This window comes from Nonomuraea diastatica (assembly GCF_004349015.1).
GTDB lineage: Bacteria > Actinomycetota > Actinomycetes > Streptosporangiales > Streptosporangiaceae > Nonomuraea > Nonomuraea diastatica.
On sequence record NZ_SMKP01000010.1, the window covers coordinates 73623 to 97313 of the forward strand.

Sequence of the window (23691 nt, forward strand, 5' to 3'; positions counted from 1 at the left end):
TCAGCCCTTGGCCCCGAGGTCGGCCGCCCACGGGTAGCTCATGTGCACCTGGGAGGCGGGCGGTCCGGTGACCTTGCCACCGAGCACGACCGCGTTGGGCACCTCGACCAGCGAGATCCACACCATGTCGGCGGTGAAGCGGCGCTGCAGCTCGATGATGTCCTTGGCGCGGGCCGCGTCGTCGGTGGTCTCCAGCGCCCTGGCCACGAGTTCGTCGTACTCGGGCGAGCTGAACTTGACCCAGTTGTTCGCCGAACCGGTCAGCCCGTTGTCGTAGAAGCCGATCGGGTCGGACTTGGTGATGTACCAGTCGTCGGGCACCAAATCGACCTGGGCGCGCAGCGACTTGTCGGTGTAGAAGCTACCGAACTCGGACGCGGGCACGGTCTTGATCTGCGCGGTGAGCCCGATCTTCTTGGCCGCGTCGACCACCGCGTTGGCGATGACCGTGCGGGACTGCTCGCCGTTGGTGGCCACGATGATCGGCTCCTTGGGTGAGCCCGCCTCCTGCACGAGCTTCTTGGCCTCGTCGAGCCGTGGCTGGTCCGGCGCGCCCTGGAGCTGGTCGTAGGCCGCCTGGAACGCCTCCTTCTCGTACGACCAGGCGCCGGCCCCGACCGGCACCTTCCACGGCCTGGCCAGCCCGGCGAAGCCCGACTTGGCGATGCCCGCGCGGTCGATGGCCAGCGACATCGCCCGGCGGATCTTCGGATCCTTCATCACGCCACGGTCGGTGGGCAACAACACGTACACCCGCGTGGTGGCCCCGTAGGAGACGGTGACCGCCTGGTTGGCCTGCAGAGCGACCGCGGGCCCCGTGTCGGACAGATAGGCCCCCTGCGCCTCGCCGGTGACCAGGCTGTTGACCAGAGCCGTGTCTTCGGCCCACTTGAAGGTGATGCTCTTGGTGAGCGGCTTGACGTCCTTGTTCCAGTACGCGTCGTGGCGGGTGATCGTGAGGTGGCTGCCCGACTTCCACTCCTCCACCTCGTACGGCCCGCTGCAGGCGTCGTCGTGGCCCGGCGTGCCGAACTCCTCGCCCTGCTTCTCGACGGCCTCCTTGTTCAGCACGATGCCGGCACCGCCCGCGATGGCCTGGTCGAACAGCGCGTTGGGCTTCTTGAACGCGATCGTGACCTCGTGGTCGCCGGTCTTGCTGACGGATTCGACGTCCTCGAACTCGTCGGACTCGTCCATGCCCTCGCCGGCGTGCCGCTTGAGACTCCACACGACGTCGTCGGCGGTGACCGGCGAGCCGTCGTGGAACGTGGCGTCCTGGCGCAGCGTGAGCACCATGGTCTTGGGGTCGGGCCGCTCGGCCTTCTCCGCCAGCCAGGGTTTGACCGTCATGTCGGGCTGGGTCTGCATGAGGCGCTCGCAGACGTTCGCCATGATCGTGCGGTTGTTGGTGCCGCCGTCGGTGTCGAGGTCGAGGGTGCCCGGCTCCTCGTCGATCAGCCAGACGGCGGAGTCGAGCGGGCCCGCCGCCTTGGCCGTGCGGTCGACCAGGGTGAGCTTGGCCGGGTCGGGTGGCTTGGTGGTCGCGGCGGGGCCGCCGCAGGCCGCGGTGAGACCGATGAGCCCTAGGAGGGCGAGCGTCTTCTTCACGGGGTCACTTCTCCATGCGGTCCGTCGTAGAGGTTCCAGGGCACGCGCTCGTACTCGTGGTCGCAGGGCGTGCCCGCCGCGATCAGGTAGTCGCCGGTGGTGAGGTCGACACAGCTCGACAGCAGGGTCGCCCACCGTTTCACGGCGGGCTGGGCGAGGTCGGGGTGGGTGCAGAGGGACTCGGGGTAGCCGAGGTGGTCGGACATGGCGAGCCTGATGCGCTTGCGTGCCTCGTCGGTGCCGGACGCCTCGGCCACGGCCCGCAGCCCGCCTTCGGCTCTCGGCACCCGGAACAGCGAGTCGGCCGAGCCCGGCCGGTAGGAGGCGGCCAGTTGCGGCGGCACGAACGCCTGGTAGTGGTTGCCGTGGACGAGCAGCCCGTCGGTCGGGTACATCCAGCCGACCGCACCCGGGGTGGTCTCCAGGTCGATCGCGAAGCCCTCGCGATGGGTGACGAGCGCGTTGCTCGCGATGTGGGCCCGCGACTTGGTCAGCGCCTCCAGCGCGGAATTGAGGTTGTCGCTGTCGAGCACCCTGCGCCTGATCAGCGTCTGCGGCACGCCCACCGAGTCGTCGAAGCGTCCTCCGAGCCCGTTGGCGTTGAGCGCGATGCCCGCCGAGTTGGCCCCCTGCCGCCCGACCTGCCCCGCCTCCACGTGCATGATCGCCGTCGGCTTGCCCGGCTGGACCACCCTGAGCACCATCAGCGTGCCGGACACCCCGTCACGCCAGTCCCAGTTCTGGCCCGCGTAGACGTGGCCGTCGCCGGCGGCCTCGCCCATCAGCGCGAACGACGTGCACCCGTCGGGCTCCATGGAGCTGAACGTGGTGTCGTAGATGATCTCGCCGCGCGCGTTGAGCGCCAGGACGTCGAGGAAGTCCACCCCCGCGCCCTCGGCGATGCCCTCCATCTCCTCGACCAGGTCGGGCGCGAACGCCCTGCTCGGCTCCACCCAGCGGGCCGCGCGCTGCACGACCTGCTCCCATGTCAGGCCGCTGGAGTGCCCGAACGCCTCGGCGTAGTAGGTCATCGCACGCTGGACGCGATCACGGGCCTGCTCGCCGTACTGGCGTCCCCGCTCGCGCGGAGCGCCGGAGATCTCGACGAGGGGCAGGGAAGTGAGGCTCAATGGTGCTCCTTGGACCGACCGGGCCTGTAACGTTCATTTCAGGAAGCGGCGAGTCTGTAGCGGTCGTTTCCAAGAAAGAGTAATGATCGCTACAGAGGAGTCAATAGCTGTAATGGAAAATACACACGGTCCGGTCGAGCAGCTCAGAGCCAAGGTCAGGCAGTTGTGGGACGAGCTGTCACCGGCCGAGCGGGCGGTGTGCCAGTTCCTCGTGTCCGCCTCGCCCGAGCAGATCCTGTTCGCCAGCGCCCAGGAGCTGGGCGCCGCGACCGGCACCAGCAACGCCACCGTCGTGCGCACGATGCAGCGGCTCGGCTTCGGCGGGCTGCCCGGATTGAAACGTGCGCTGGCGGCCGAGTTCACCTCGGCGGTGGCCCCCGACATACGCCTCAAGCAGCGCATCAGCCACGTCGGGCAGGACCTGTCGGGCATCTGGGAGCGGGTCTTCGACGAGGCCCGCGAACGCATCGACCACTGCCGACGCCTGTTCGACGCCGAAGCGTTCAAGAAGGCGGTCGAGCTGCTGGTCAACGCGCCGGGCGTGCTCGTCTTCGGCACCGGCGCCTCCGACCCCGCCGCCCGCCACCTGGCGCTCAAGCTGGGCCGCCGCGGCCATCGCGCCCGCGCCACCTCGGCGACCGGCTTCGCGCTGGCCGACGACCTGCTCGCGCTGGGCCACGGCGACGTGCTGGTCATCTTCCAGCCGGGCCGCCGGCTGAAGGAGATCACGGTGCTCATCGACCGGGCCCACGCGGTGGGCGCGGGCATCGTGCTGATCTCCGACGAGCTCGGAGGCGAGTTCGCCGACCGCGTGGACGCGGCACTCGCGGCGCCGCACACGCCCACGGGCATCACCGGCGAGCCCCTGACCGGCATCATCGTGGCTGACGCGCTGCTGCTGGCGCTCGACTCCCTCGACCAGACCCGCTCGGTCGAGCACTCCCATCAGCTGAGCGCACTACGCGAGCAACTGCTCGGCCCTCGTTTCCGCTAACCTCACCTCGTCACTCCCGCTTTCTCGGAAGGTTTCGTCGTGATCGGCTGGCTAGAAGCGGTGGTGCTGGGGCTGATCCAGGGGCTCACGGAGTTCCTGCCGATCTCCTCCAGCGCCCACATCCGTGTGGTCTCCGCTTTCGCAGGCTGGCGGGATCCGGGCGCGGCGTTCACCGCGGTCATCCAGCTCGGCACGGAGACGGCCGTGCTGATCTATTTCCGCAAGGAGATCTGGGACATCATCTCCACCTGGACGCGCTCCCTGTTCGTCAAAGAGCTGCGCGGCCACTGGGCGGCCCGCATGGGGTGGTACATCATCGCCGGCTCGCTGCCCATCGGCATCCTCGGCGTGCTGCTGAAAGACCAGATCGAGACCGTCTTCCGCGACCTGCGGCTGGTCGGCACCACGCTGATCGTCTTCGCCTGCATCCTGTGGCTCGCCGACCGCACCGCCCGCAACAAGCTCACGCTGGAAAAGCACCTGAGCCTCCCCCACGCCCTCGTCTACGGCTGCGCCCAGGCGCTCGCCCTGATCCCCGGCGTGTCCCGCTCGGGCGGCACGGTCACCGCGGGACTGCTCCTCGACTACCGCCGCGAGGACGCCGCGAAATACTCGTTCCTGCTGGCGATCCCCGCCGTCCTCGCCTCAGGCGTGTACGAGCTGCGGGAGATCGGCGAGGGCCCGGCCCCCGCATGGGGGCCCACCATCCTGGCCACGATCATCTCGTTCGCCGTCGGCTATCTGGCCGTGGCCTGGTTCCTGAGATACATCAGCACCCACCGCTTCACGCCGTTCGTGATCTACCGGATCATCCTGGGGTTCTTCGTCATCCTGGCGGTCACGTTGGGGTGGATCCCCGCCAACGGCTGAGGGTGCGGGGATAGCGACTGCACAGGGCGAAGACGGCGGCGAACAACGTCCAGGCGGGGACGTACGCGATCGGGTGGCCCCAGGTGCCGCCGACGAGGTCGGCGAGCGCGGCGCGGCCCTCGAAATAGCAGACCAGGCCGCCGATCGCGCCCGGGATCGCGCCCCACCAGCGCTGCCACCACACCTCGCGCGTGACCACCTCGAAAATCACGAGGGCGATCGGGCCGCCGAGGAGGAGGCTCATTCCCGGCGGGTCCGACATGAGCGTGGAGATCACCATGACCGCCACCGCGGAGCCGGCGGCGTCCCTGATTGAATGGCCCCATGGCCGGAGAACGGGGCAGGCGTCCGGGAAACCCGCAGACCAGGGAGCCGATCCTGGCGGCGGCGATCGCGTCGTTCGTGTCCCGGGGATATCCGGGCACGACGATCAGGGGCGTGGCCCGCGAGGCGGCCGTGGACCCGGCGCTGGTGATGCACTTCTTCGGCAGCAAGGACGGTCTCTTCGACGCGGCGATCAAGAAGAGCCTGCCGGTCGCACTGCTGGTCGAGGCCATGGAGGGCGACGAGGAGCACCTCGCCGAGCGGCTCGTCACGCGCTACCTGGAGTTGTGGGAGGACCCGTCGCACGGCCCCGCGCTCGCGGCCGTGCTGCACGCGGCGGCGGCCACCCCGGCGGCGGCCGACCTGCTGAAAGAGCTGATGCGCAAGGACCTGCTGACCCCGCTCGCCGGGCGTCTGTCCCGCGACCATCCCGAGGTCCGCGGGCTGTTCGCGGCCTCGCAGATGATCGGCGTGGCGATGATGCGCTACATCCTCAAGGTCGAACCGCTCGCCTCGATGCCCGCCCCCCTGGTGGCGGCCACGGTGACGCCCGTCATCCAGCGCTACCTGACGGGCGAGCTCTCCCTGGAGGAGATCACGGGCGCCGCGACGGCCCTCCTGTAGGTGGCCAGCGTGAACAGCAGTGCCGCCAGCCCCAGCCCGGTGGACAACACGATCACGCCCGTCCTGCCGTACCAGCCGAGTGCCGCGCCGCCCGCCAGCCCGGCCACGAACAACCCGAAATACTGCGCCGACGACAGCAGGCCCAGCCCGACCGAGACGTTGTCCGGCAGCGCGGCGACGGTCCTGAACTGCTGGGCGGGCGCGATCAGCCAGCCGAGCGCACCCCACAGGAACGCCCACACCAGCGCGACGGGCAACGCCAGGTTCGCGACGGGCACGAGGGCCAGGAACACGGTGGACGCGCCCAGCCCGGCCAGGATCATCCGGCGCGGCCCGTACGCGTCGGTGAGGCGCCCGCCGAGCTGGTTGCCGACGACGCCGCCGAGCCCCCACGCCCACAACACGGCCGGCAGCGGCAGGTCGAACAGCGACCCGATGTAAGTGTAGGCGGTGAACCCGGCGGCGAACACCAGCAACTGCGTGCCCAGCACCGCCAGCACCCGCCGGTCGGCCAGCGGCACGAACCGCTCCTTCAGCCGCCCCGACACCGGGATCCTGACGTCGGGCACCAGGGCGGCCACCCCGGCGAGCCCGACCACCCCGAGCCCGGTGACCAGCCAGAGCGTGGCCCGCCAGTCCGCCGCGCCGCCCAGCCAGGTGCCGAGCGGCACGCCGATCGCGGACGACACGCTCAGCCCGCCCATCACCAGCGCCAGCGCACGGCCGCGACGCTCGGGAGCACTCAGCGCGCTCGCCACGGCCGACGAGGTGGGCGTGAACATCGCGGCGCCCGCGGCGGCGAGCACGCGGGTGACCATGACCAGCGGGTACGTCGGCGCCAGCGCGGTCAACGCGTTGCCCAGGACGAACACGCCCATCCCCGTCAGCAGCAACGTCCTGCGGGACAACCGCGCGGTCACGGCGGCGAGCAGGGGCGACAGCACCGCGTACGCCAGCGCGAACACGGTCATGAGCTGACCGGCCGCCGCCGTGGAGATCTCGAGGTCCGCCGAGATGGGCGGCAACAGTCCGGCAGTGACGAACATGCCAGTGCCGATCGCGAAGTTTCCGGCAGCCAGCGGATAGAGCCGCGTGCCCAAGAGAGCCTCCCAAGAAAGTTGGACGCACATCAAACTGTCCTATAGTTTTATCGTTGTCAAACATTGCGACTGAGGTAGGGTCAGGACATGCGCCTGCTTCCGCACCCCGCGACGGAGGACATCGAGCTCACCGAGGTCCTGCGGGCGCTGTCCGACCCCATCCGGCTGGAGATCGTCGCCCGCCTGGCCGCGGTCGGCGAGATGACGTGCGGCGACGCCGGCGACCACCTCGGCGTGCACAAGTCGACGGCCTCACACCACTACCGCACGCTCAGGGAGGCCGGAGTGGTCTGCACCAAGCAGGAAGGCCGGCTCAAATACATGAGCCTGCGCCGCGACGACCTCGACGTCCGCTTCCCCGGCCTGCTCGACTCGGTCCTGGCCGCGTCCGGCGCCCTGGCCCGGCGCTGACCCGATCGTCATGAACGGCCCCGACCTGCCCATCCGTCACGTCCTGCCCGAGCTGCTCGGCACGCTCGACCGGCACCGCGCCACCGTCCTCACCGCCCCGCCCGGCACCGGCAAGACGACGGTCGTCCCGCTCGCCCTGGCCGAGACGGGGATGCGGGTGTTGGTGGCCGAGCCGCGACGCCTGGCCGTGCGCGCGGCGGCCAGGCGAATGGGGGCGAGCTACACGATCCGCGGCGAGCGCCACACGGGTGCGAACCCCATGGTCGAGGTCGTCACCACCGGCGTGCTCCTCCAGCGCCTCCAGCGGGACCAGGAACTGGCCGGGGTCGACGCGGTCATGCTCGACGAGTGTCACGAACGCCACCTGGACGCCGACACCGCGCTGGCGTTCCTCCTCGACGTACGCGACACGCTCCGGCCCGACCTGCGGCTCCTGGCCACGTCCGCCACCGCCGACGCGGGGCCGTGGTCGCGGCTGCTCGGCGGGCCCGTCGTCGCGGCCACCGGCTCCACGCACCCGGTCGAGACCGTGTGGGCGCCGCCGCCGCGCCCGGTCACCCCGCCGCACGGCCTGCGCGTCGATCCCGCCCTGCTGTCCCACGTCGCCGCGACGGTGCGCGTGGCGCTCGCGGAGCGGGACGGCGACGTGCTGTGCTTCCTGCCCGGCGTGGGCGAGATCGCGAAGGTCGCCGGGCTGCTGGCGGGGGCCGGCGTGGACGTCCTGCACGTGCACGGCCAGGCTCCGGCCCGCGTCCAGGACGCCGTGCTGTCGCCCGGCACGGCCCGGAGGGTGGTGCTGGCCACGTCGGTCGCCGAGTCGAGCCTGACCGTCCCCGGCGTCCGGGTGGTGGTCGACTCAGGGCTGGCCCGCGAGCCGCGCACCGACCACGCCCGCGGCCTCGGCTCGCTCACCACGGTCAGGGTCTCGAAGGCGTCCGCGAACCAGCGGGCCGGGCGAGCGGGCCGCGAGGCGCCCGGCGCGGTCTACCGTTGCTGGCCGGCGGCCGACCACGAACGCCTCGCCGACCACGCCAGGCCGGAGATCGTGCTGGCCGACCTGACGGGGTTCGCGCTGCAGGCGGCCTGCTGGGGCACGCCGGACGCGTCCGGCCTCGCGCTCCTTGACCCGCCGCCGGCCGCCGCGATGTCCGCCGCCGCCCGCGTCCTGGAGGCTCTCGGGGCCGTGGAAGGGCGGCGGGTGACCGGCCGGGGACGACGGATGGCGCTCGCCGGCGTGCACCCGCGCCTGGCCCGCGCCCTGCTCGACCTCGGGCCGCGCGCCGCGGAGGTGGTGGCCCTGCTGTCGGAGCAGCCTCCCCGCGAGGCGGGCGACGACCTGGTGGAGCTCTGGCGTACGGCCCGGCGCGGCGGCACCCCGTACGCGGCCCGCTGGCGCCAGGAGACCGCCCGCCTGCGCCGCACCTCCACGGGCGGCGAGACCATGGCCGTGACGGGCGGGTCTGATGACGCGCTGGCGGGGACGGCGGTGGCGCTGGCGTTCCCCGAGCGGGTGGCGCGCAGGAGCGGCGACGGCTACCTGATGGCGTCAGGCACCCGCGCCGAGCTGCCCGAGGGGTCGAGGCTGGCCACGGCTCCCTGGCTGGCCATCGCCGTCGCCGACCGCCCGACGGGTTCGGCGTCGGCCCGCGTCCGGCAGGCAGTCGTCATCGACGAGGCCACGGCCAGGCTGGCGCACCCCGTCACCACGGAGGACGAGGTGGCCTGGGTTGTCCCGCCGGGCGAGCGCCGCGGCGACGTGTCCGCCCGCCGGGTCGAGCGCCTGGGCGCGATCGAGCTCTCCTCGGCCCCGCTCAAGGACGCCGACGTCCGCGCGGCCATCCGGTACGGCCTGCGCACCGAAGACGTGCTGACCTGGACGAAACCGGCCAGGGAGCTCAGAGACCGCCTGGCCTTCTGCCACCGCGCGATCGGCCCGCCGTGGCCCTCGATGGACGCGCTCGTCGGCCTGACCGACCAGTGGCTCGAACCCGAGCTGTCCAGGGCCCGCCGCCGCGCCGACCTCGAACGCATCGACGTGGCCTCGGCGCTGCGGCGCCTGATCCCGTGGAGCGAGCGCCTGGAGCGGGCCGCTCCCGAACGCATCGAGGTCCCGAGCGGCTCCCACATCCGCGTGGACTACTCGGGCGAGCAGCCGGTGCTGGCGGTGAAGCTGCAGGAGCTGTTCGGCCGGCAGGAGACGCCGGAGATCTCCGGCGTGCCGGTCCTGGTCCATCTGCTCTCCCCAGCGGGCCGGCCGGTTGCCGTCACCGCGGACCTGGCGTCGTTCTGGCGGGACGGCTACCGATCCGTACGCGCCGAACTCCGTGGCCGCTACCCCAAACACCCGTGGCCCGAGGACCCTCTCACCGCGCCGCCGACCCGGCGCGTGAAAGGGAGCGCATCGTGACCGACCCGCTGGCCGCGGCCGTCCGCGACAACGCCGGGTGGTGCGACCTGATGTGCCGCGCCCACGGCTCCCCAGGCACGTTCACCGGCCGGGCCTGGACCAGCCGCGCCAGGACGCCGATCTTCTACCCGGACGCCGTCACGCTCTCGCCCGACGCGACGGCGGCCGACGTGCTCGGCCGCATCGACGCCGGACCCGGCGCGTCGGTCAAGGACAGCTACGCGGTGCTGGAGTTGCCGGGCTTCGAGGTGCTGTTCGAAGCCCAGTGGATCCACCGCCCCGCCCCCGAGCGGGCGGGCGCCGCGATCGCGTGGGAGGTCGTCGGCGACGCGGACACGTTGCGCGAGTGGGAGCGAGCGGCCTTCACCGGCGAGGTGACGGACCTCTTCCTGCCTGCGCTGCTGAAGGAGGCGCAGATCCTCTGCGCCAGGATCGACGGGGACATCGTATGCGGCTCGGTGCTCACCGCGAGCGGCGGGGTGGCGGGCGTCTCCAACGTGTTCGCCTCCGGCTGCGACCTGGACACCGCGTGGGCGGGCACGCTGGCCATGGCGGCCGAACTGCTGCCGGGCCGCCCGCTGGTCGGCTACGAGAGCGACCCGGAGGTCGCCCTGAGCCACGGCTTCACCCCGATCGGCCCGCTCCGCGTGTGGCTCAACCGATGAGCGCCGTCGCACCGGTGTGAACGCGCCGACCGGACGGCTCGCGTGCGGCGGTCAGGTCCGTAGGCGGGGGCTCAGCGCAGGAGATCGTCCAGGGTCGGGTTCGGGACGGCGGGGAAGCTCTCCGACCCGACTCCCACGTCCTTGAACCCGCTCGACGTGGCGATGCACACCACGGGCCCGTCGAAGTCGCGCCCGAGCCGCCGGCATCCGGCCACCCCCGCCGCCCCCGACAACTCCTGCCACATCCCCTGCCCGGCCAGGTCGCGCTGCGCGTCGCGCAGCTCCTCGTCGGTCAGCAGCACCGCCTCGCCGCCGCTGTCCCGCACGGCCAGCACCCCCCGGTGCCCGCCGACCGGCCCGGCGATGCCGTACGCGTCGCTCCGCCCGAGCTCGACGATCGCGGCGGGCGCACCGGTGGCCAGCGCCCTGGCGTGGGGGCCGCCCGCGGCGGTCTCGCAGGAGAACATCCGCGGCACGGTCTCGGCGACCCCGAGCCGCCGCAGCTCCCTGAACCCCTTCCACACCCCGTAGAGCAACTCGGCGTAGCCGGTGGGCACGAAGACGGCCGCGGGCGGCCGTCCGAGCTGCCGGAACAGCTCGTACGCGATCGTCTTGTAGCCCTCGGGCCCGAACGGGTGCCCGGTGTGCGTCACGGTCTGGTTGCTGACGGGGTGGTAGCCGAGCCGGTCGACGACCTCGCGCAGCAGCGGCCAGCGCGCCTCGATGGGCACGGGCACGACCTTGGCCCCGTACGCCCGCGCGAACGCCTGGACGGCGGGCGGCGACGTGGCGGAGGTCAGCACGATCGCGGGCAGACCGGCCCTGGCCGCGTACGCGGCGGCGGAGGCGCCGTGGTTGCCGGAGGAGGCCACGACCACGCCGGGCGCGCCCGAGGCGAGAGCGGCGCTCACGGCGACCCGGTTGAGGCGGTCCTTGTGCGACCAGGTGGGGTTGCGCGACTCGTCCTTGACGTACACGCCGTCGAACGCCACCAGCGGCGTCCCGCCCTCCCCCAGCGTGGGCGCCTCCAGGGGAGGCAGGAGCGGCGACCAGCGCGCGATGTCGGTGCCCGGCTCCTGCGCGAAAAGGCGAGGGTCGACCTGGTCGTAGTCGTAGTCGACGTCGAGCGGATAGGCGATCTCGGCGGTGCTGGTCTGCGGGCAGCCTCGGGTCAGCGGCGGGAACAGCGGATATTCGGCCGAGGGGTCACCGAGGGAGCGCTGGCGGCGGGCGAGAGACGGTCCGTTCACGCGTACGGACTCTATCCAAGCTCGCAACTCCTAGGGAAAAGCTGCACACTCTAGTCATGTTGTGGGCAGGCAGGTCCGCTGTCGAGATCGCGACGGCCGTCAGGAGCGGGGACGTCACGGCCGCGACCGTCGTCGAGGAGCATCTCCACGCCATCTCGGAACGCGATCCCAGATTACGGGCGTTCCGGCTGGTCAGAGAGCGGGCGGTGGACGAGGCACGGGCGTTGCAGAAGCGGCGCGACCTCGCGGAGCTGCCGCTCGCCGGCGTGCCGGTGGCGGTGAAGGACAACCTGGAGGTGGCCGGTGAGGCCATGCGCGTCGGTTCCAGGGCGACGCCGGACGTTCCCGCGCGGCAGGATCACGAGACGGTGGCGCGCCTGCGCGCGGCGGGCGCGGTGGTCGTCGGCCTGACGAACCTGCCCGAGCTGGGGCTGGTCGCGTTCGGCGACAGCGCCCACGGCATCGCGCGCAACCCGTGGGATCTGGCGCGCACGCCCGGCGGCTCGTCGGCGGGCAGCGCCGCGGCCGTGGCGGCGGGCATGGTGCCGCTGGCGCTCGGCAACGACGGCATGGGCTCGGTACGCATCCCGGCGGCGTGCTGCGGGGTGCTGGGCATCAAACCGGGCACCGGGCTGGTGCCGCCGCCCTCCGACGACTGGGACCGGTTGTGCGAGAACGGCCCGCTGGCCCGGACGGCGCCCGACCTGGCGCTGGCGCTGTCGGTGCTGGCCGCGGACCCGTCGCTGGCTCAGGCGTGGCGGTCGGGGCGGCGGGAGGAGCCGAGCCCGCCCATGTTGCGCTCGGTCTGGGCCGACGACGACAAGGTGTGGGAGCCGCAGCCGCCGTCCGACGGCCCGGAGCCGTTCGACCTGCGGGTGGCGTACGCCCCGCAGCCGCTGCCCGCGGGCTTGACCGTGGACAAGGAGTTCCAGGCCGCCGTACGCGCGGCGAGCGAGACGCTGCGCGTGGCCGGGCACACGGTGGTCGAGCACAGCCGCAAGCTGCCCGGCTGGCTGGGCCCGGCGTCGGTCGCGGCGTGGCTGGTCAGGGCCGCGGCGGCGGCGGACGGCCTGGACAGGGCCAGGCTGGAGCGGCGTACGCGGGCGCTGAGCCGGGCGGGCCGGGCCCTGGGCGCGCTCAAGCTGGACGGCGCGCGCGGTCGCGAACGCTGGAGCGGCTACGGCGCCGACCAGTGGTTCGGCAACGCCGACGCCGTGGTCATGCCGGCCCTGGCCGCGATCCCGCCCCTGGCCGACCGCTGGGGCAGGCGCGGATTCGTGCGCAACACGGTGACCAACGTCAGGTACGCCCCCGCCACCGGCGCGTGGAACATGTGCGGCTGGCCGGCGATCACCGTGCCGATCGCCACGCATTCGACCGCGCTGCCCATCGCGGTGCAGCTCGTCGCCCCGCCCGGCGGCGAGCCTCATCTGCTCGGCCTGGCGGCCCAGTTGCAGGCCGCCCATCCCCCGCTCAGGCCGCCGGGCCTCGGTTTCTGACGGCAGGTGGTCAGGCGGATTCGGTGGCGAGGCCGGCGCCGACCCAGTCCTCGATGCCTTCGCGGTACTTGCGGACGTTGGTGTAGCCGAGGGCGGTGAGCCGGTCGGCGACCTGTCCGCTGTTGGGGCACGCCGGGTTGGAGCAGTAGGTGACGATCGCGGCGTCGAGGTCGGGGAGCAGGGAGGGCGCCAGGTCGTCGACATCGTCCCTGACCAGTGCGACGGCGCCGGGCAGGTGCTGCTTTGCGTAGTAGTCTCCGCCCAGCGCGTCGACAACGGTCACGGTGCCCGCGTCGATCGACGCCTGCAGCTCGTTCCGGGTGATGAGTGCGGTCATGTCGCTACCTCCAGAAAATCGGACTATAGTCCGGTTGTGGCTCACGACAATATCGGACCGCAGTCCGGTTCTGCAATCCCGTTGGAACTCCTGCGCACACCACCCCCCAAGGAACGGGTGGACGCGGCACGCAACCGGGCTGCGGTGCTGGAGGCCGCCGCCCGGCTGTTCACCGAACACGGCGTGCAGGCGGTGTCGATGGACCAGGTGGCCGCGGCCGCGGGCGTCGGCAAGGGCACCTTGTTCCGCCGGTTCGGCGACAAGTCCGGGCTGGCCGCCGCTCTGCTGGACGCCCGGGAGCGTGTGCTGCAGGAGGCGATCCTGCATGGAGCGCCACCACTCGGCCCCGGCGCAGCAGCCGACGAGCGGCTCGCCGCGTTCGTCGATGCCTACTTCGCCTACCTGCTGGAGCACCTGGATCTGGTCCGGATGTCGGAGACCGCGGCGCCCGGTGCCCGATACCGGATCGGGGCCTACCGGTTCTGGCACCGCCACGTGGCGATCCTGCTCGACTCCACCCCTGACCCCGAACACACCGCCCATGCCGTGCTGGCCGCCCTGTCAGCCGAGCACGTATCCGCACTCCTGCCTGAGCTGGGCGCCGAACGGATGCGCGCCGGCCTTTTCCGCCTCGCGCGTTCAGCGATGCGACTCTCCGGAGAGTGAGCCAAGGCGGCACGGCGTGCCCGCCCTCGCCCGCCCGGCGGGACCGGCACCTCACCACGGTGTCCCCCGGCTTGAACCGGGGGGACACCGTGCATCACTGTCAGATGCCGATCGGGTGCCAGACGGTCTTGGTCTCCAGGAAGCGGGTCATCCGCCCGATCCCGGGGTCGGCCGTCCAGTCCTCCGGCGCGGGGCGCAGCACGCGCTTGAGGTTTTCCGCCGCGGCCCGCTCGCACCGCAGCGCGAGGTCGGCGTCGCCGACCCCGGTCAGGTCGAGCCCGTTGACGTCCATGTGGGCGGCCAGCCAGGGCGCCAGCTCGGCCTGCGACCCGGTGAGGATGTTCACCACCCCGCCCGGCAGGTCGGACGTGGCCAGCACCTCGGCCAGGGTGATCGCCGCGAGCGGGGACGGCTCGGAGGCCACCACCACGCAGGTGTTGCCGGTGACGATCGCCGGGGCGACCACCGACACCAGCCCGAGCAGCGGATCGGCGGGCGCCACCACGGCCACCACGCCGGTCGGCTCGGGCGACGACAGGTTGAAGTACGGTCCCGCCACCGGGTTGGCCGCACCGTGCACGGCGGCGATCTTGTCGGACCACCCCGCGTACCAGACCAGCCGGTCGACCGTCGCGTCGACCCGCTCGGCCGCCGCCCGCTTGCCGCCGCCGAGCTCCTCGGCGAACTGGCCGCGCCGGCCCTCCAGCATCTCGGCCACGCGGTAGAGGATCTGCCCCCGGTTGTAGGGGGTGGCGCCCGACCAGCCGGGGAACGCCTTGCGGGCGGCCACCACGGCGTCGCGGGCGTCCTTGCGCGAGGCGCGCGAAGCGTTGGCGAGGAAGTCGCCCTTGGCCGAGGTCACAGGGTAGGACCTCCCACTCTCCGAGCGCGGGAACGCCCCTCCGATGTACAGCTTGTAGGTCTTTCTGACGGACAACCTACTCATCGCCGCGCCCCCTCCACGTGGACTCCTGCGACATCTGGACGGGCACGAAGACCTGGCCGCACCGGCTCACGCCGCAGCGGTGGGCGAACCAGCCGGTGCGCACGGGACGCCCGACCCTGGCGAAGGCGTGCCCTTCTGTGGCCTGCGCGCGACGGGCGCGGCGCAGCCCGCACCTGGAGCCGGGCCGGCCCGGCTGGCGACGCTCACACATCGAGGTACGCCTCCAGCCCGTGCAGCCCGCCTTCCCTGCCGTACCCGGACTCCTTGTAGCCGCCGAAGGGCGAGGCCGGGTCGAACTTGTTGAACGTGTTGGCCCAGACGACCCCGGCCCTGAGCCGGTCGGCCATCCACAGGATGCGCGAGCCCTTCTCCGTCCAGATGCCGGCGGACAGCCCGTACGGGGTGTTGTTGGCCTTCTCGACGGCCTCGGCAGGCGTGCGGAAGGTCAGCACGGACAACACGGGACCGAAGATCTCGTCCCTGGCGATGCTGTGCGACTGCGCGACCCCGGTGAAGACGGTCGGCGGGAACCAGAACCCCTTGTCCGGCAGCTCGCAGGCGGGCGACCAGCGCTGCGCGCCCTCGCTCTCGCCGAGGTCGCTCAGCGAACGGATCTTCGCCAGCTGCTCGGCCGAGTTGATCGCGCCGATGTCGGTGTTCTTGTCGAGCGGGTCGCCCAGCCTGAGCGTGCTCAGCCGCCTGCGCAGCGACTCCAGCACCTCCTCGTGGACGGACTCCTGCACCAGCAGCCGCGACCCGGCGCAGCACACGTGGCCCTGGTTGAAGAAGATGCCGTTGACGATGCCCTCGACGGCCTGGTCGACGGCGGCGTCCTCGAACACGATGTTGGCCGCCTTGCCGCCCAGTTCGAGGGTCAGCTTCTTGTCGGTGCCCGCCACCGCGCGCGCGATGATCCGCCCCACCTCGGTGGAGCCGGTAAAGGCCACCTTGTTCACGTCGGGGTGGCCCACCACGGCGGCGCCGGTCTCGCCCGCGCCGGTCACGATGTTGACCACGCCGGGCGGCAGGTCGGCCTGGCGGCAGATGTCGGCGAAGGCCAGCGCGGTCAGCGGCGTCGTCTCGGCCGGCTTGAGCACCACCGTGTTGCCGCAGGCCAGCGCGGGAGCGATCTTCCAGGCCAGCATGAGCAGCGGGAAGTTCCACGGGATGACCTGTCCGGCCACGCCCAGCGGCCTGGTGCCGCCGAGCCCCGCGTAGGCCAGCTTGTCGGCCCACCCCGCGTAGTAGAAGAAGTGGGCCGCCACCAGCGGCACGTCCACGTCGCGCGACTCGCGGATGGGCTTGCCGTTGTCGAGCGACTCCAGCACGGCCAGCTCGCGAGCGCGCTCCTGGATGATCCGCGCGATCCTGAACAGGTATTTCGCGCGCTCCGCGCCGGGCAGCGCGCTCCAGACCCCGAACGCCTTGCGCGCGGCCTGCACGGCCCGGTCGACGTCGTCGGAGGACGCCGTGGCCACCTCGGCCAGCTTCTCCTCGGTCGCCGGGTTGATGGTCTTGAAGGGGGTGCCGGAACCGTCGGCGAACTCACCGTTGATGAACAGTCCGTACGACGGCTTGATGTCGACGACGTCGCGCGACTCGGGCGCGGGGGCGTACTCGAAGATCGCCATCATCAGTCCAGGGTGAAGTAGTCGGGGCCGGCGTAGCGGCCGGTGGCCAGCTTCTGGCGCTGCATGAGCAGGTCGTTGAGGAGTGACGACGCGCCCAGCCTGAACCACTCCGGCGTGAGCCAGTCGTCGCCGGCCGTCTCGTTGACCAGCACCAGTTTCTTGATGGCGTCTTTGGTGGTGCGGATGCCGCCGGCCGGCTTGACCCCCACCTGGCGGCCGGTCGCGTCACGGAAGTCGCGCACCGCCTCCAGCATGATCAGCGTCACCGGCGGTGTAGCCGCCGGTGACACCTTGCCCGTCGAGGTCTTGATGAAGTCGGCTCCGGCCAGCATCGCCAGCCAGGACGCCCGCCGGACGTTGTCGTAGGTGGCCAGCTCCCCGGTCTCCAGGATCACCTTCAGGTGGGCCGCCCCGCAGGCGGCCTTCACCGCGACGATCTCTTCGTACACCTTCATGTAGCGGCCGGACAGGAACGCCCCCCGATCGATCACCATGTCGATCTCGTCGGCGCCCGCCGCCACCGCCGCCGCGGTCTCGCCGACCTTGACCTCGAGCGAGGAGCGGCCGCTCGGGAACGCGGTCGCCACCGAGGCGACCTTGACCCCAGCGCCGCCGAGCGCCTCGACCGCGACCGGGACGAGGTCGGGATAGACGCAGACGGCCGCCACCTTGGGCGCGTCGCCGCCGGGCCGCACGGCCTTGGTGCACATCGCGCGCACCTTGCCGGCCGTGTCGGCCCCCTCCAGCGTGGTCAGGTCGACCATCGAGATGGCCAGGTCGATGGCCTGCGCCTTGGCCGTGGTCTTGATCGAACGGGTGCCCAGCATGGCCGCCCGCTGGTCCGCGCCGACCCGGTCGACACCGGGCAGGCCGTGCAGGAATGCTCGCAACGCGGTGTCGGACGAAGCGACGTCCGTGAGCGAGGTAGTCACAGTTGACACCCTCACAGCATCGCCGACCAGGGCCTCCAGCTCCAAACCAGACCACCTTAGGGCGGTCGTGCCCCAGGTCCTAGGTACGCCTGGCGTGTCCGCGCACCAGAGATAAGGCATCCACCCGATGTGGAGGGCCGGGCCTTAGGACGAGTCTTGAGGGTGTCAGGAATAAGCACGAAAAAGCAGGAGACACCATGAATCCCGAGATCGAGTACGAGCTCATGAAGAACCACGCCAGCGAGCTGCGCAGGACGGCCGCCGAGCACCGGCGCGTACGCGAGGTGCAGCGGGCGAACAAGGCCGGGCGCCGCTCGATCTTCGGCAAGCGCCGTTCCTCATGACCGCCCCACAAGCGCCCGGCCACATCCTCCCTCGTGGCCGGGCCTACGCACCCCCGTAGCAGGGCCTCCGCAGCCCCATAAAGGCGTCGAAAGCAACCGATAAGGCATGACATGCTGGATGACATGCGGGGACGATCGGTCAGTCCCGTCTTCGTCGGGCGGCAAGAGGAGCTCAAGGCGCTCTCCGAGACGTTCGACGAGGCGCTCAAGGGCACGGTGACGGCCGTACTCATCGGCGGTGAGGCCGGGGTCGGCAAGACCCGGCTCGTCTACCGCTTCGCCGAGCACTGCGCCGCCGGGGGCGCGCACGTGCTGTACGGCGGCTGCGTCGAGCTGTCCACGGAGGGTCTGGCCTACGCGCCCTTCACCGCCGCGCTCCGGCAGCTCGTCAGGGAGCGGGGGCCCGACACGGTGACCGGGCTGCTGCCCGACGGCGCCGAACGCGATCTCGCCCGGCTGCTGCCCGAGTTCGGAGAGTTCAACGGCGACGGCGAGACCGACGCCGGCCGGGCGAGGCTCTTCGAGCAGTTCCTCACCCTGCTCGAACGCCTCGCGGCGGGCCGCCCCACCATCCTCGTCATCGAGGACATCCACTGGGCCGACAGGTCCAGCCGTGACCTCATCGCCTTCCTCAGCCGCAACCTGCACACGCCGCAGGTCCTCATCGTCATGACCTACCGCTCCGACGACCTGCACCGCCAGCACCCGCTCAGGCCCGTGCTGGCCGAGCTGGGCCGGGTCAACGGCGTGCACCGGCTCGACCTGCCCCGCCTGTCGAGGGACGAGGTCGCCCAGCAGATGACCGGCATCCTCGGCGAGGTCCCCCAGTACGCCAAGGTCCAGAAGGTCTACGAGAGCAGCGAGGGCATCCCGCTGTTCGTCGAGGCCCTGCTGGACGGCGGCGAGGACTGCACGGTTCCCGACTCCATGCAGGACCTCATCCTCAGCGCCGTCGAACGCCTGCCCGAGGAGACCCAGCGCGTGCTGCGCGTCGCCGCGGCCGGCGGCACCAGGGTCAGCCACGCGCTGCTGGCCGCCGTGAGCGGCCTGTCCGACATCGAACTGGAGACCGCGCTGCGCCCCGCGATCGCGGGCAACGTGTTGCAGATCGCCGACAACCGCGCCTACGTCTTCCGCCACTCCCTGATCCGCGAGGCCGTCCACGACGAGCTGCTGCCCGGCGAGCACCAGCGGCTGCACGCCAGGTACGCCGAGGAGATCTCCAAGGACCGCAGGCTGGTCCCGCCCGGCCGCGCCGCCGTCGAGCTGGCCCACCACTGGTACGGCGCCCGCGACGACCACTGGGCGCTGATCTCCGCCTGGGAGGCGGCGCAGAAGTCGTTCAAGGCGTACGCCTACACCGAGGCCGTCCCCCTGCTCGAACGCGTCCTCATGTTGTGGGACCGCGTGCCCGACGCGGCCGAGCTCATCGGCGCCGACCACACCGCCGTGCTGGAACGGGCCTCCGAGGCCGCCAACGCCGGCGGCGACGTCGACACGGCACTGAAGTTCGTCAAGGGCGCGCTGTCCGACCTGGACGAGGCCGTGGAGCCGGCGCGGGTGGCCCAGCTGATCGTGCGGCGGGCCGGCATCAAGAACTCCAAGGGGCATCCGGGGGTCATCGACGACCTCAGGCACGCGCTGCGGCTCGTCCCCGAGAACAGCCTCGACTGGGCCGAGGTCGTCACGCCGCTGAGCCGCCACCTCATGCTGAGAGGCGCGATCGCCGAGGCGAGCGAGCTGATCACCGACGGCCTGCGGCTGGTCAGGGAGCACGGCGAACGCAGCCTCGAAGCCGACCTGCTGATGAACCTGGCGCTCGGCCACTCGCTCAACGGCGAGCTGGAGTCCACGATCAAGGTCAACGAGCAGGCCCTGGAGCTCGGCAGGACGGCGAACGCCGGCCGCATCATCGCCAGAGCCATGGGCAACAACATCGACGCCCTGACCGACATGGGCCGCGACGACGAGGCCCTGCGCATGGCGGAGGACGGCTGGCGGCTCGCCAAGCAGTACGGCAGGCTGCGCGGCAGCGGCCTGTTCATCCTGAACAACCGGGCCGAGGTGCTGGAGTCGCTCGGCCGCTGGGACGAAGCCGTCGAGGCCGTCGAAACCGCGCTCGGCCACGGGCCCGTCCTGCGCACCCGGTACGCCCTGCTGCGGGTGCGCGCCGACATCGCGCTGGCCAGGGGCGAGCTGCAGCTGGTCGAGGGCATCCTGTCAGAGGTCGGCATCCTGAAGGAGCGCCCCGAGGACTTCGTCCAGGACGTCACCAACAACGCCCGCCTGCTCATGCGATGGCACCTCGCCAAGGGCGAGCCAGTCGCCGCCCTGGGCGTGGCCGAGCGGGTTCTGTCGCGTCCCCAGCAGTCGAGCAAGGCCATGCTCGGCTGGCGGCTGCTCGCCCTCCTGCGCACGGTCTGCGACGCCGCCGAGAGCGCCGAACCCGCCGCGGCCGAGGGGATCGCGGCCGTGCGCCGGCACGCCGCCGAGGTGGCGGCCGAGCTGTCGGTCATCGGGCCGGTCGTGGAGGCGTACCGGCTGTCGTACTCGGGTGAGTTCGACGCCGCTGCGGCGGCCTGGGAGCGGCTCCGGCGCCCGCACAACCAGGCCAAGGCACTGCTGCGGGCGGCCACCGTGGTGGCGCGCGGCGGCGACCGCGAGGGGGCGGCGGCGCGGCTGAAGACGGCGCTGCCGCTGGCCGAGGCGCTGCGCGCGACGCCGCTCGTCGAGGAGATCGAGGCGCTGTCCCGCCGGGTGGGCGGGCGCTCACCGGGGCAGGAGCAGTCGGAGCTGCTGACGCCGCGCGAGCTGGAGGTGTTGCGCCTGGTCACCCAGGGCCGGACCAACCGGGACATCGCGGTCGAGCTGTTCATCTCGGCGAAGACGGTGAGCGTGCACGTGTCCAACATCCTGGCCAAGCTGGGCGTGACCACCCGGGGTGAGGCGGCCGCGGCGGCCCACCGGCTGTCGCTGCTGTCACCGTAGCCTTCAGAGGAGCGGCTCGACCAGGAGCACGACGCCGAACACCGCGAACGCGGCGGCGGCACCATACCTGATGACCTTCTCGGGCAGGTGCCTGCCCATCAGCCGCCCCACGACGATGGCCAGCGCGTCCGCCGCCACCATGCCGACCGTCGAGCCGATCCAGGTGCCGACCCAGCCGTGCTGCGTCGCCAGCGTGATCGTGGCCAGCATCGTCTTGTCGCCCAGCTCGCTCAGGAAGAACGCCACCGTCACCGCGACCAGGGCGTTCCTGGTGGTGCGCCGGGCCTTCTGCGCCTCGTCCTCGGTCAGCTCGTCACCGCGCAACGTCCACGCCGCGAACCCGAGGAAGGCCAGCCCGGCCACCACGGAGATGGCCGTCGTCGGCAACGCGTCGCCGATCAGGCCGCCCACGGCGACGCTGAGCAGATGCACGACGGTCGTGGCGATCGTGATGCCCAGGAGCACGGGCCACATCTTGAAACGGGTCGCGAACGTCATCGCCATCAGCTGGCTCTTGTCGCCGAGCTCGGCCACGAAGATGACGCCGAGACTGATCCAGAACGCTTCCAACGGTCCTCTTCCGCGCGACCGGGCCGGAAGCGGAAACCCGGGGAGATGCGGGCACGACTTCGGCCCGGCAGCGACTTGTCGCATGGCTGCCAGGCCGAAGGTCTCGTCCGCCCGTCTGAGGCCCGTGTGACCGGGCGCGGTGAAGCGCCAGTGTGTCGATCACACGATTGGGACTACTCCCCTTCGGTAACTCCGAGACACCATAACAGACCAGAATGGGCCGCTATTCCCCGAGGGCGCAGCCGACCAGCACCGGCTCGTTGACCAGCGTGACCCCGAACTTCTCCCGCACCCCGTCGCGCACCTGCCTGGCCAGCGCCAGCAGGTCGGCGGTGGCGGCGCTCCCCGTGGGGTTGGTGAGGGCCAGCGTGTGCTTGGTCGAGATGCGTACGGGCCCGAGCTCGTAACCCTTCGGGAAGCCGGCCTGCTCGATCAGCCAGGCGGCGGGCACCTTGACCGATCCGTCGGGCATGTCCCACTGCGGATGGCCGGGAGCGCGCACGGCCAGCGCTTCCGCCTGCTCGGCCGTCAGGACCGGGTTGGTGAAGAACGACCCGGCGCTGCGCGTGTCGGGGTCGCCGGGGTCGAGCACCATGCCCTTGCCCCGCCGCAGTTCCAGAACCGCCTCACGCGCCCGGGCGAGCGGCACCCGGCTCCCCGGCTCGGCCCGCAGCCGACCGGCCAGCTCCGCGTACGCCAGCGGGCCGGACAACTCGGAGACGTCCAGCGCGTACGTCACCCCGAGCACCACGTGCCGCGCCAGATCGCGCTTGAAGACGCTGTCGCGGTAGGAGAAGCCGCACTGCCGCGCCTCCAGGTCGACCACCTGCCGGGTGCGCCGGTCGTAGGCGCGCACGCACCTGATGGTCTGGGCGACCTCCTGGCCGTACGCACCGACGTTCTGGATGGGTGTCGAGCCGACCTGCCCGGGGACGCCGGACATGCACTCCAGGCCCGACCAGCCCTCTGCCACGGCGCGGGCGACCAGCGGATCCCAGTCTTCGCCCGCCTCGACGGTGACCAGCACCTGCTCGCCGTCGCGCGAGACGGTCACGCCCTGGGTGGCGACCTTGATGACCAACCCGTCGAAACCCTCGTCGGCCACCACGACGTTGCTGCCCCCGCCGAGCACCAGGGTGGGCACGGCGTTCCTGTCGGCCTCGGCCACGAGGGAGACGAGTTGCTCCGCCGTGGACGCCTCGGCGAAATCGCGTGCGGGCCCGCCCAGGCCCAACGTGGTGTACGGCGCGAGCATCTCCATGGGCCCACAGCTTACTAACGGGAAATCCGCCCAAGAGACTGCCGCTACGTCCCGAAGCAGCGGTGACGGCGGGCGGGCGACGAGACCCGGGCCTCCCGCCAGGACACGGCCCCGCAGCGAAGCTCCCGGTCCGGCGAACGCCCGCAGCAGGGCTCACGCCAGACCAAGGCGCGCAGCAGGACTCCCGTCAGGCGGAGGCGCGCAGCAGGCGCAGCACCCCGTCATAGTTGCGCCGCGACTCCCGCTCCAGATAGCCGTCGGGCAGGTCGTGCCGGCCCAGGCGCTCTACGGGCGGCCGGTCGCGGGGCACGACCAGCGTGCCGTGCAGGGCCAGCGAGAGCTCCAGGTCGGCGTTCGAACCGTGATGGGCGTCCTCGGGCAACGCTCCGAGCGCCGCCGACCGGCGTACCGCCATGAGGTCTCCGGTGAGCGCCCGCACCCGGCCCGGCCCTGCCTCGCGCCAGCTCCGGCCGTCGTCGAGCGGTTCCGCGCCCCACCAGCCGGCCGCGACCGCGCCTTCGGCGACGGCCGCGATCAGCGGGGTCAGCCCGTCGCCGCGCAGCACGGTGGTCGTCTCCATCAGTACATGGACCTCGGACAAGTCGAGCCGCAGCAGCTTGGCCCGGCTTTCGCCCCAGGTGGCGGTGCCGCCGCGCCAGTGCGGCCGCTCCGCGACGTGCCAGGCGACGATCCGGTCGGGACAGCGGCGGGCCAGGTCGTCCAGCACGTTCCCGGCGCCGTCGACGTTGCCCAGGTCGAGGGCGAGCACGCCGGCGCGCGTGTGGTCGATCAGCGACTGCACGCACCGCTGCACGTCCTCGGGCCACCCGTCCACGAGCAGGCCCACGCTCGTGGTGATGTCCGCGGTCTCGACGCGCTGCCGCTCGGTGGTGACGCCCAGGTCGTCGAGGCGGCTGGTGGCCAGCGAGGCGTCCCAGATGCGCTGGGCGTGCAGCATGCCGTCGCCGTCGTCGCCGTGCTGGCCGGGGTCGCCGGAGAAGCCCAGCTCGGCGGCGGGGTTGAGGCGTGCGTGCGTGTCGCGCGGCTTGGCTCCGGCCGTGCCGACTCCGGTCGCCGCCTTACGCGCCGCGCCGGAGCCGGTCCCCGCGCCACCGGCCCTGCCCCCCGCAGCGC

Annotated in this window: 23 protein-coding genes; 10 read left to right on the forward strand and 13 right to left on the reverse strand. The window is 71.9% G+C overall.

Features of this window, described 5'->3' with window-relative positions; all coding sequences use genetic code 11:
• Positions 1-1608: an ABC transporter substrate-binding protein gene (locus tag E1294_RS05465; RefSeq protein ID WP_132505092.1), complete on the reverse strand. Its 1608-nt coding sequence runs from the start codon at positions 1606-1608 to the stop codon at positions 1-3.
• Complete coding sequence (locus E1294_RS05470; protein ID WP_132505094.1) at positions 1605-2738, reverse strand: C45 family autoproteolytic acyltransferase/hydrolase; 1134 nt, start codon at positions 2736-2738, stop codon at positions 1605-1607. The genes E1294_RS05465 and E1294_RS05470 overlap by 4 nt, the downstream gene beginning before the upstream one ends.
• A 112-nt stretch (positions 2739-2850) precedes the next feature.
• Between E1294_RS05470 and E1294_RS05475 the strand changes: the two genes are divergently transcribed.
• A complete protein-coding gene (locus E1294_RS05475) occupies positions 2851-3732 on the forward strand; it encodes a MurR/RpiR family transcriptional regulator (protein ID WP_220447575.1) in 882 nt (293 codons plus the stop codon).
• Between the two features lie 39 nt (positions 3733-3771).
• Entirely contained in the window at positions 3772-4602 is an 831-nt protein-coding gene (locus E1294_RS05480) for an undecaprenyl-diphosphate phosphatase (RefSeq protein WP_132505100.1), read from the forward strand.
• Here the strand turns inward: E1294_RS05480 and E1294_RS05485 are convergent.
• Positions 4571-4882: a hypothetical protein gene (locus E1294_RS05485; protein ID WP_132505103.1), complete on the reverse strand. Its 312-nt coding sequence runs from the start codon at positions 4880-4882 to the stop codon at positions 4571-4573. The two genes, E1294_RS05480 and E1294_RS05485, sit on opposite strands and share 32 nt — an antisense overlap.
• A gap of 44 nt (positions 4883-4926) precedes the next feature.
• Between E1294_RS05485 and E1294_RS05490 the strand changes: the two genes are divergently transcribed.
• Positions 4927-5550, forward strand: coding sequence for a TetR/AcrR family transcriptional regulator (locus E1294_RS05490; protein WP_132505106.1), 624 nt, complete (start codon positions 4927-4929; stop codon positions 5548-5550).
• Here E1294_RS05490 and E1294_RS05495 read toward each other — a convergent pair.
• Positions 5490-6650: an MFS transporter gene (locus E1294_RS05495; protein WP_165977101.1), complete on the reverse strand. Its 1161-nt coding sequence runs from the start codon at positions 6648-6650 to the stop codon at positions 5490-5492. The genes E1294_RS05490 and E1294_RS05495 overlap by 61 nt on opposite strands.
• Positions 6651-6737: 87 nt before the next feature.
• Between E1294_RS05495 and E1294_RS05500 the strand changes: the two genes are divergently transcribed.
• The 3 genes from E1294_RS05500 to E1294_RS05510 are packed head-to-tail and all read left to right on the forward strand — an operon-like array spanning position 6738 to position 10133.
• Entirely contained in the window at positions 6738-7061 is a 324-nt protein-coding gene (locus E1294_RS05500) for an ArsR/SmtB family transcription factor (RefSeq protein ID WP_132505112.1), read from the forward strand.
• Positions 7062-7071: 10 nt separating this feature from the next.
• A complete protein-coding gene (gene hrpB, locus E1294_RS05505; RefSeq protein ID WP_132505115.1) occupies positions 7072-9468 on the forward strand; it encodes an ATP-dependent helicase HrpB in 2397 nt (798 codons plus the stop codon).
• Positions 9465-10133, forward strand: coding sequence for a hypothetical protein (locus tag E1294_RS05510; RefSeq protein ID WP_220447576.1), 669 nt, complete (start codon positions 9465-9467; stop codon positions 10131-10133). The genes hrpB and E1294_RS05510 overlap by 4 nt, the downstream gene beginning before the upstream one ends.
• 71 nt (positions 10134-10204) lie before the next feature.
• Here the strand turns inward: E1294_RS05510 and E1294_RS05515 are convergent, their stop codons facing one another.
• Positions 10205-11383 carry a threonine synthase gene (locus E1294_RS05515; RefSeq protein WP_132505118.1) on the reverse strand — a complete coding sequence of 393 codons (1179 nt, stop codon included), beginning with the start codon at positions 11381-11383 and terminating at the stop codon, positions 10205-10207.
• 56 nt (positions 11384-11439) lie between these two features.
• Here E1294_RS05515 and E1294_RS05520 point away from each other — a divergent pair, with 56 nt between their 5' ends.
• Positions 11440-12882: an amidase gene (locus tag E1294_RS05520; RefSeq protein WP_132505121.1), complete on the forward strand. Its 1443-nt coding sequence runs from the start codon at positions 11440-11442 to the stop codon at positions 12880-12882.
• 10 nt (positions 12883-12892) lie between these two features.
• On the opposite strand, the gene E1294_RS05525 is transcribed toward E1294_RS05520, so the two are convergent.
• Entirely contained in the window at positions 12893-13219 is a 327-nt protein-coding gene (locus tag E1294_RS05525; protein ID WP_132505124.1) for a rhodanese-like domain-containing protein, read from the reverse strand.
• 117 nt (positions 13220-13336) lie between these two features.
• Between E1294_RS05525 and E1294_RS05530 the strand changes: the two genes are divergently transcribed.
• Positions 13337-13885, forward strand: coding sequence for a TetR/AcrR family transcriptional regulator (locus tag E1294_RS05530; protein ID WP_246082834.1), 549 nt, complete (start codon positions 13337-13339; stop codon positions 13883-13885).
• Positions 13886-13985: 100 nt separating this feature from the next.
• On the opposite strand, the gene E1294_RS05535 is transcribed toward E1294_RS05530, so the two are convergent.
• Genes E1294_RS05535 through deoC form a run of 4 tightly spaced genes read right to left on the reverse strand, consistent with a single transcriptional unit; the run spans position 13986 to position 17394 of the window.
• Positions 13986-14831, reverse strand: a complete 846-nt coding sequence (locus E1294_RS05535) for an aldehyde dehydrogenase family protein (protein WP_132505128.1) — start codon at positions 14829-14831, stop codon at positions 13986-13988.
• Entirely contained in the window at positions 14824-15042 is a 219-nt protein-coding gene (locus E1294_RS05540; protein WP_132505131.1) for a hypothetical protein, read from the reverse strand. The genes E1294_RS05535 and E1294_RS05540 overlap by 8 nt, the downstream gene beginning before the upstream one ends.
• Positions 15035-16465, reverse strand: coding sequence for an aldehyde dehydrogenase family protein (locus E1294_RS05545; RefSeq protein ID WP_181958456.1), 1431 nt, complete (start codon positions 16463-16465; stop codon positions 15035-15037). The genes E1294_RS05540 and E1294_RS05545 overlap by 8 nt, the downstream gene beginning before the upstream one ends.
• Complete coding sequence (gene deoC, locus E1294_RS05550) at positions 16465-17394, reverse strand: deoxyribose-phosphate aldolase (protein ID WP_132505134.1); 930 nt, start codon at positions 17392-17394, stop codon at positions 16465-16467. The genes E1294_RS05545 and deoC overlap by 1 nt, the downstream gene beginning before the upstream one ends.
• A 197-nt stretch (positions 17395-17591) precedes the next feature.
• On the opposite strand from deoC, the gene E1294_RS52460 reads away from it, so the two are divergent.
• Together E1294_RS52460 and E1294_RS05555 are read left to right on the forward strand one after the other, a co-directional pair.
• Entirely contained in the window at positions 17592-17738 is a 147-nt protein-coding gene (locus E1294_RS52460; RefSeq protein ID WP_165977102.1) for a hypothetical protein, read from the forward strand.
• Positions 17739-17861: 123 nt separating this feature from the next.
• Entirely contained in the window at positions 17862-20726 is a 2865-nt protein-coding gene (locus E1294_RS05555; protein ID WP_246082835.1) for an ATP-binding protein, read from the forward strand.
• 3 nt (positions 20727-20729) lie between these two features.
• On the opposite strand, the gene E1294_RS05560 is transcribed toward E1294_RS05555, so the two are convergent.
• The 3 genes from E1294_RS05560 to E1294_RS52465 form a co-directional block, all read right to left on the reverse strand.
• Complete coding sequence (locus tag E1294_RS05560; RefSeq protein WP_132505140.1) at positions 20730-21296, reverse strand: TMEM165/GDT1 family protein; 567 nt, start codon at positions 21294-21296, stop codon at positions 20730-20732.
• A gap of 223 nt (positions 21297-21519) precedes the next feature.
• Entirely contained in the window at positions 21520-22557 is a 1038-nt protein-coding gene (locus tag E1294_RS05565) for a UDP-N-acetylmuramate dehydrogenase (protein WP_132505143.1), read from the reverse strand.
• 187 nt (positions 22558-22744) lie between these two features.
• The coding region (locus tag E1294_RS52465) for a hypothetical protein (RefSeq protein ID WP_165977104.1) at positions 22745-23691 on the reverse strand (947 nt) is incomplete at its 5' end.

Bases quoted from the DNA above. Each gene is read 5' to 3' on its own strand.
- E1294_RS05475 (WP_220447575.1), top strand. From the start codon at position 2,851: ATGGAAAATACACACGGTCCGGTCGAGCAGCTCAGAGCCAAGGTCAGG.
- E1294_RS05485 (WP_132505103.1), bottom strand. From the start codon at position 4,882: ATGGTGATCTCCACGCTCATGTCGGACCCGCCGGGAATGAGCCTCCTC.
- E1294_RS05490 (WP_132505106.1), top strand. From the start codon at position 4,927: ATGGCCGGAGAACGGGGCAGGCGTCCGGGAAACCCGCAGACCAGGGAG.
- E1294_RS05500 (WP_132505112.1), top strand. From the start codon at position 6,738: ATGCGCCTGCTTCCGCACCCCGCGACGGAGGACATCGAGCTCACCGAG.
- hrpB (WP_132505115.1), top strand. From the start codon at position 7,072: ATGAACGGCCCCGACCTGCCCATCCGTCACGTCCTGCCCGAGCTGCTC.
- E1294_RS05520 (WP_132505121.1), top strand. From the start codon at position 11,440: ATGTTGTGGGCAGGCAGGTCCGCTGTCGAGATCGCGACGGCCGTCAGG.
- E1294_RS05525 (WP_132505124.1), bottom strand. From the start codon at position 13,219: ATGACCGCACTCATCACCCGGAACGAGCTGCAGGCGTCGATCGACGCG.
- E1294_RS05535 (WP_132505128.1), bottom strand. From the start codon at position 14,831: ATGAGTAGGTTGTCCGTCAGAAAGACCTACAAGCTGTACATCGGAGGG.
- E1294_RS05540 (WP_132505131.1), bottom strand. From the start codon at position 15,042: ATGTGTGAGCGTCGCCAGCCGGGCCGGCCCGGCTCCAGGTGCGGGCTG.
- E1294_RS05545 (WP_181958456.1), bottom strand. From the start codon at position 16,465: ATGATGGCGATCTTCGAGTACGCCCCCGCGCCCGAGTCGCGCGACGTC.
- E1294_RS52460 (WP_165977102.1), top strand. From the start codon at position 17,592: ATGAATCCCGAGATCGAGTACGAGCTCATGAAGAACCACGCCAGCGAG.
- E1294_RS05555 (WP_246082835.1), top strand. From the start codon at position 17,862: ATGCGGGGACGATCGGTCAGTCCCGTCTTCGTCGGGCGGCAAGAGGAG.
- E1294_RS05565 (WP_132505143.1), bottom strand. From the start codon at position 22,557: ATGGAGATGCTCGCGCCGTACACCACGTTGGGCCTGGGCGGGCCCGCA.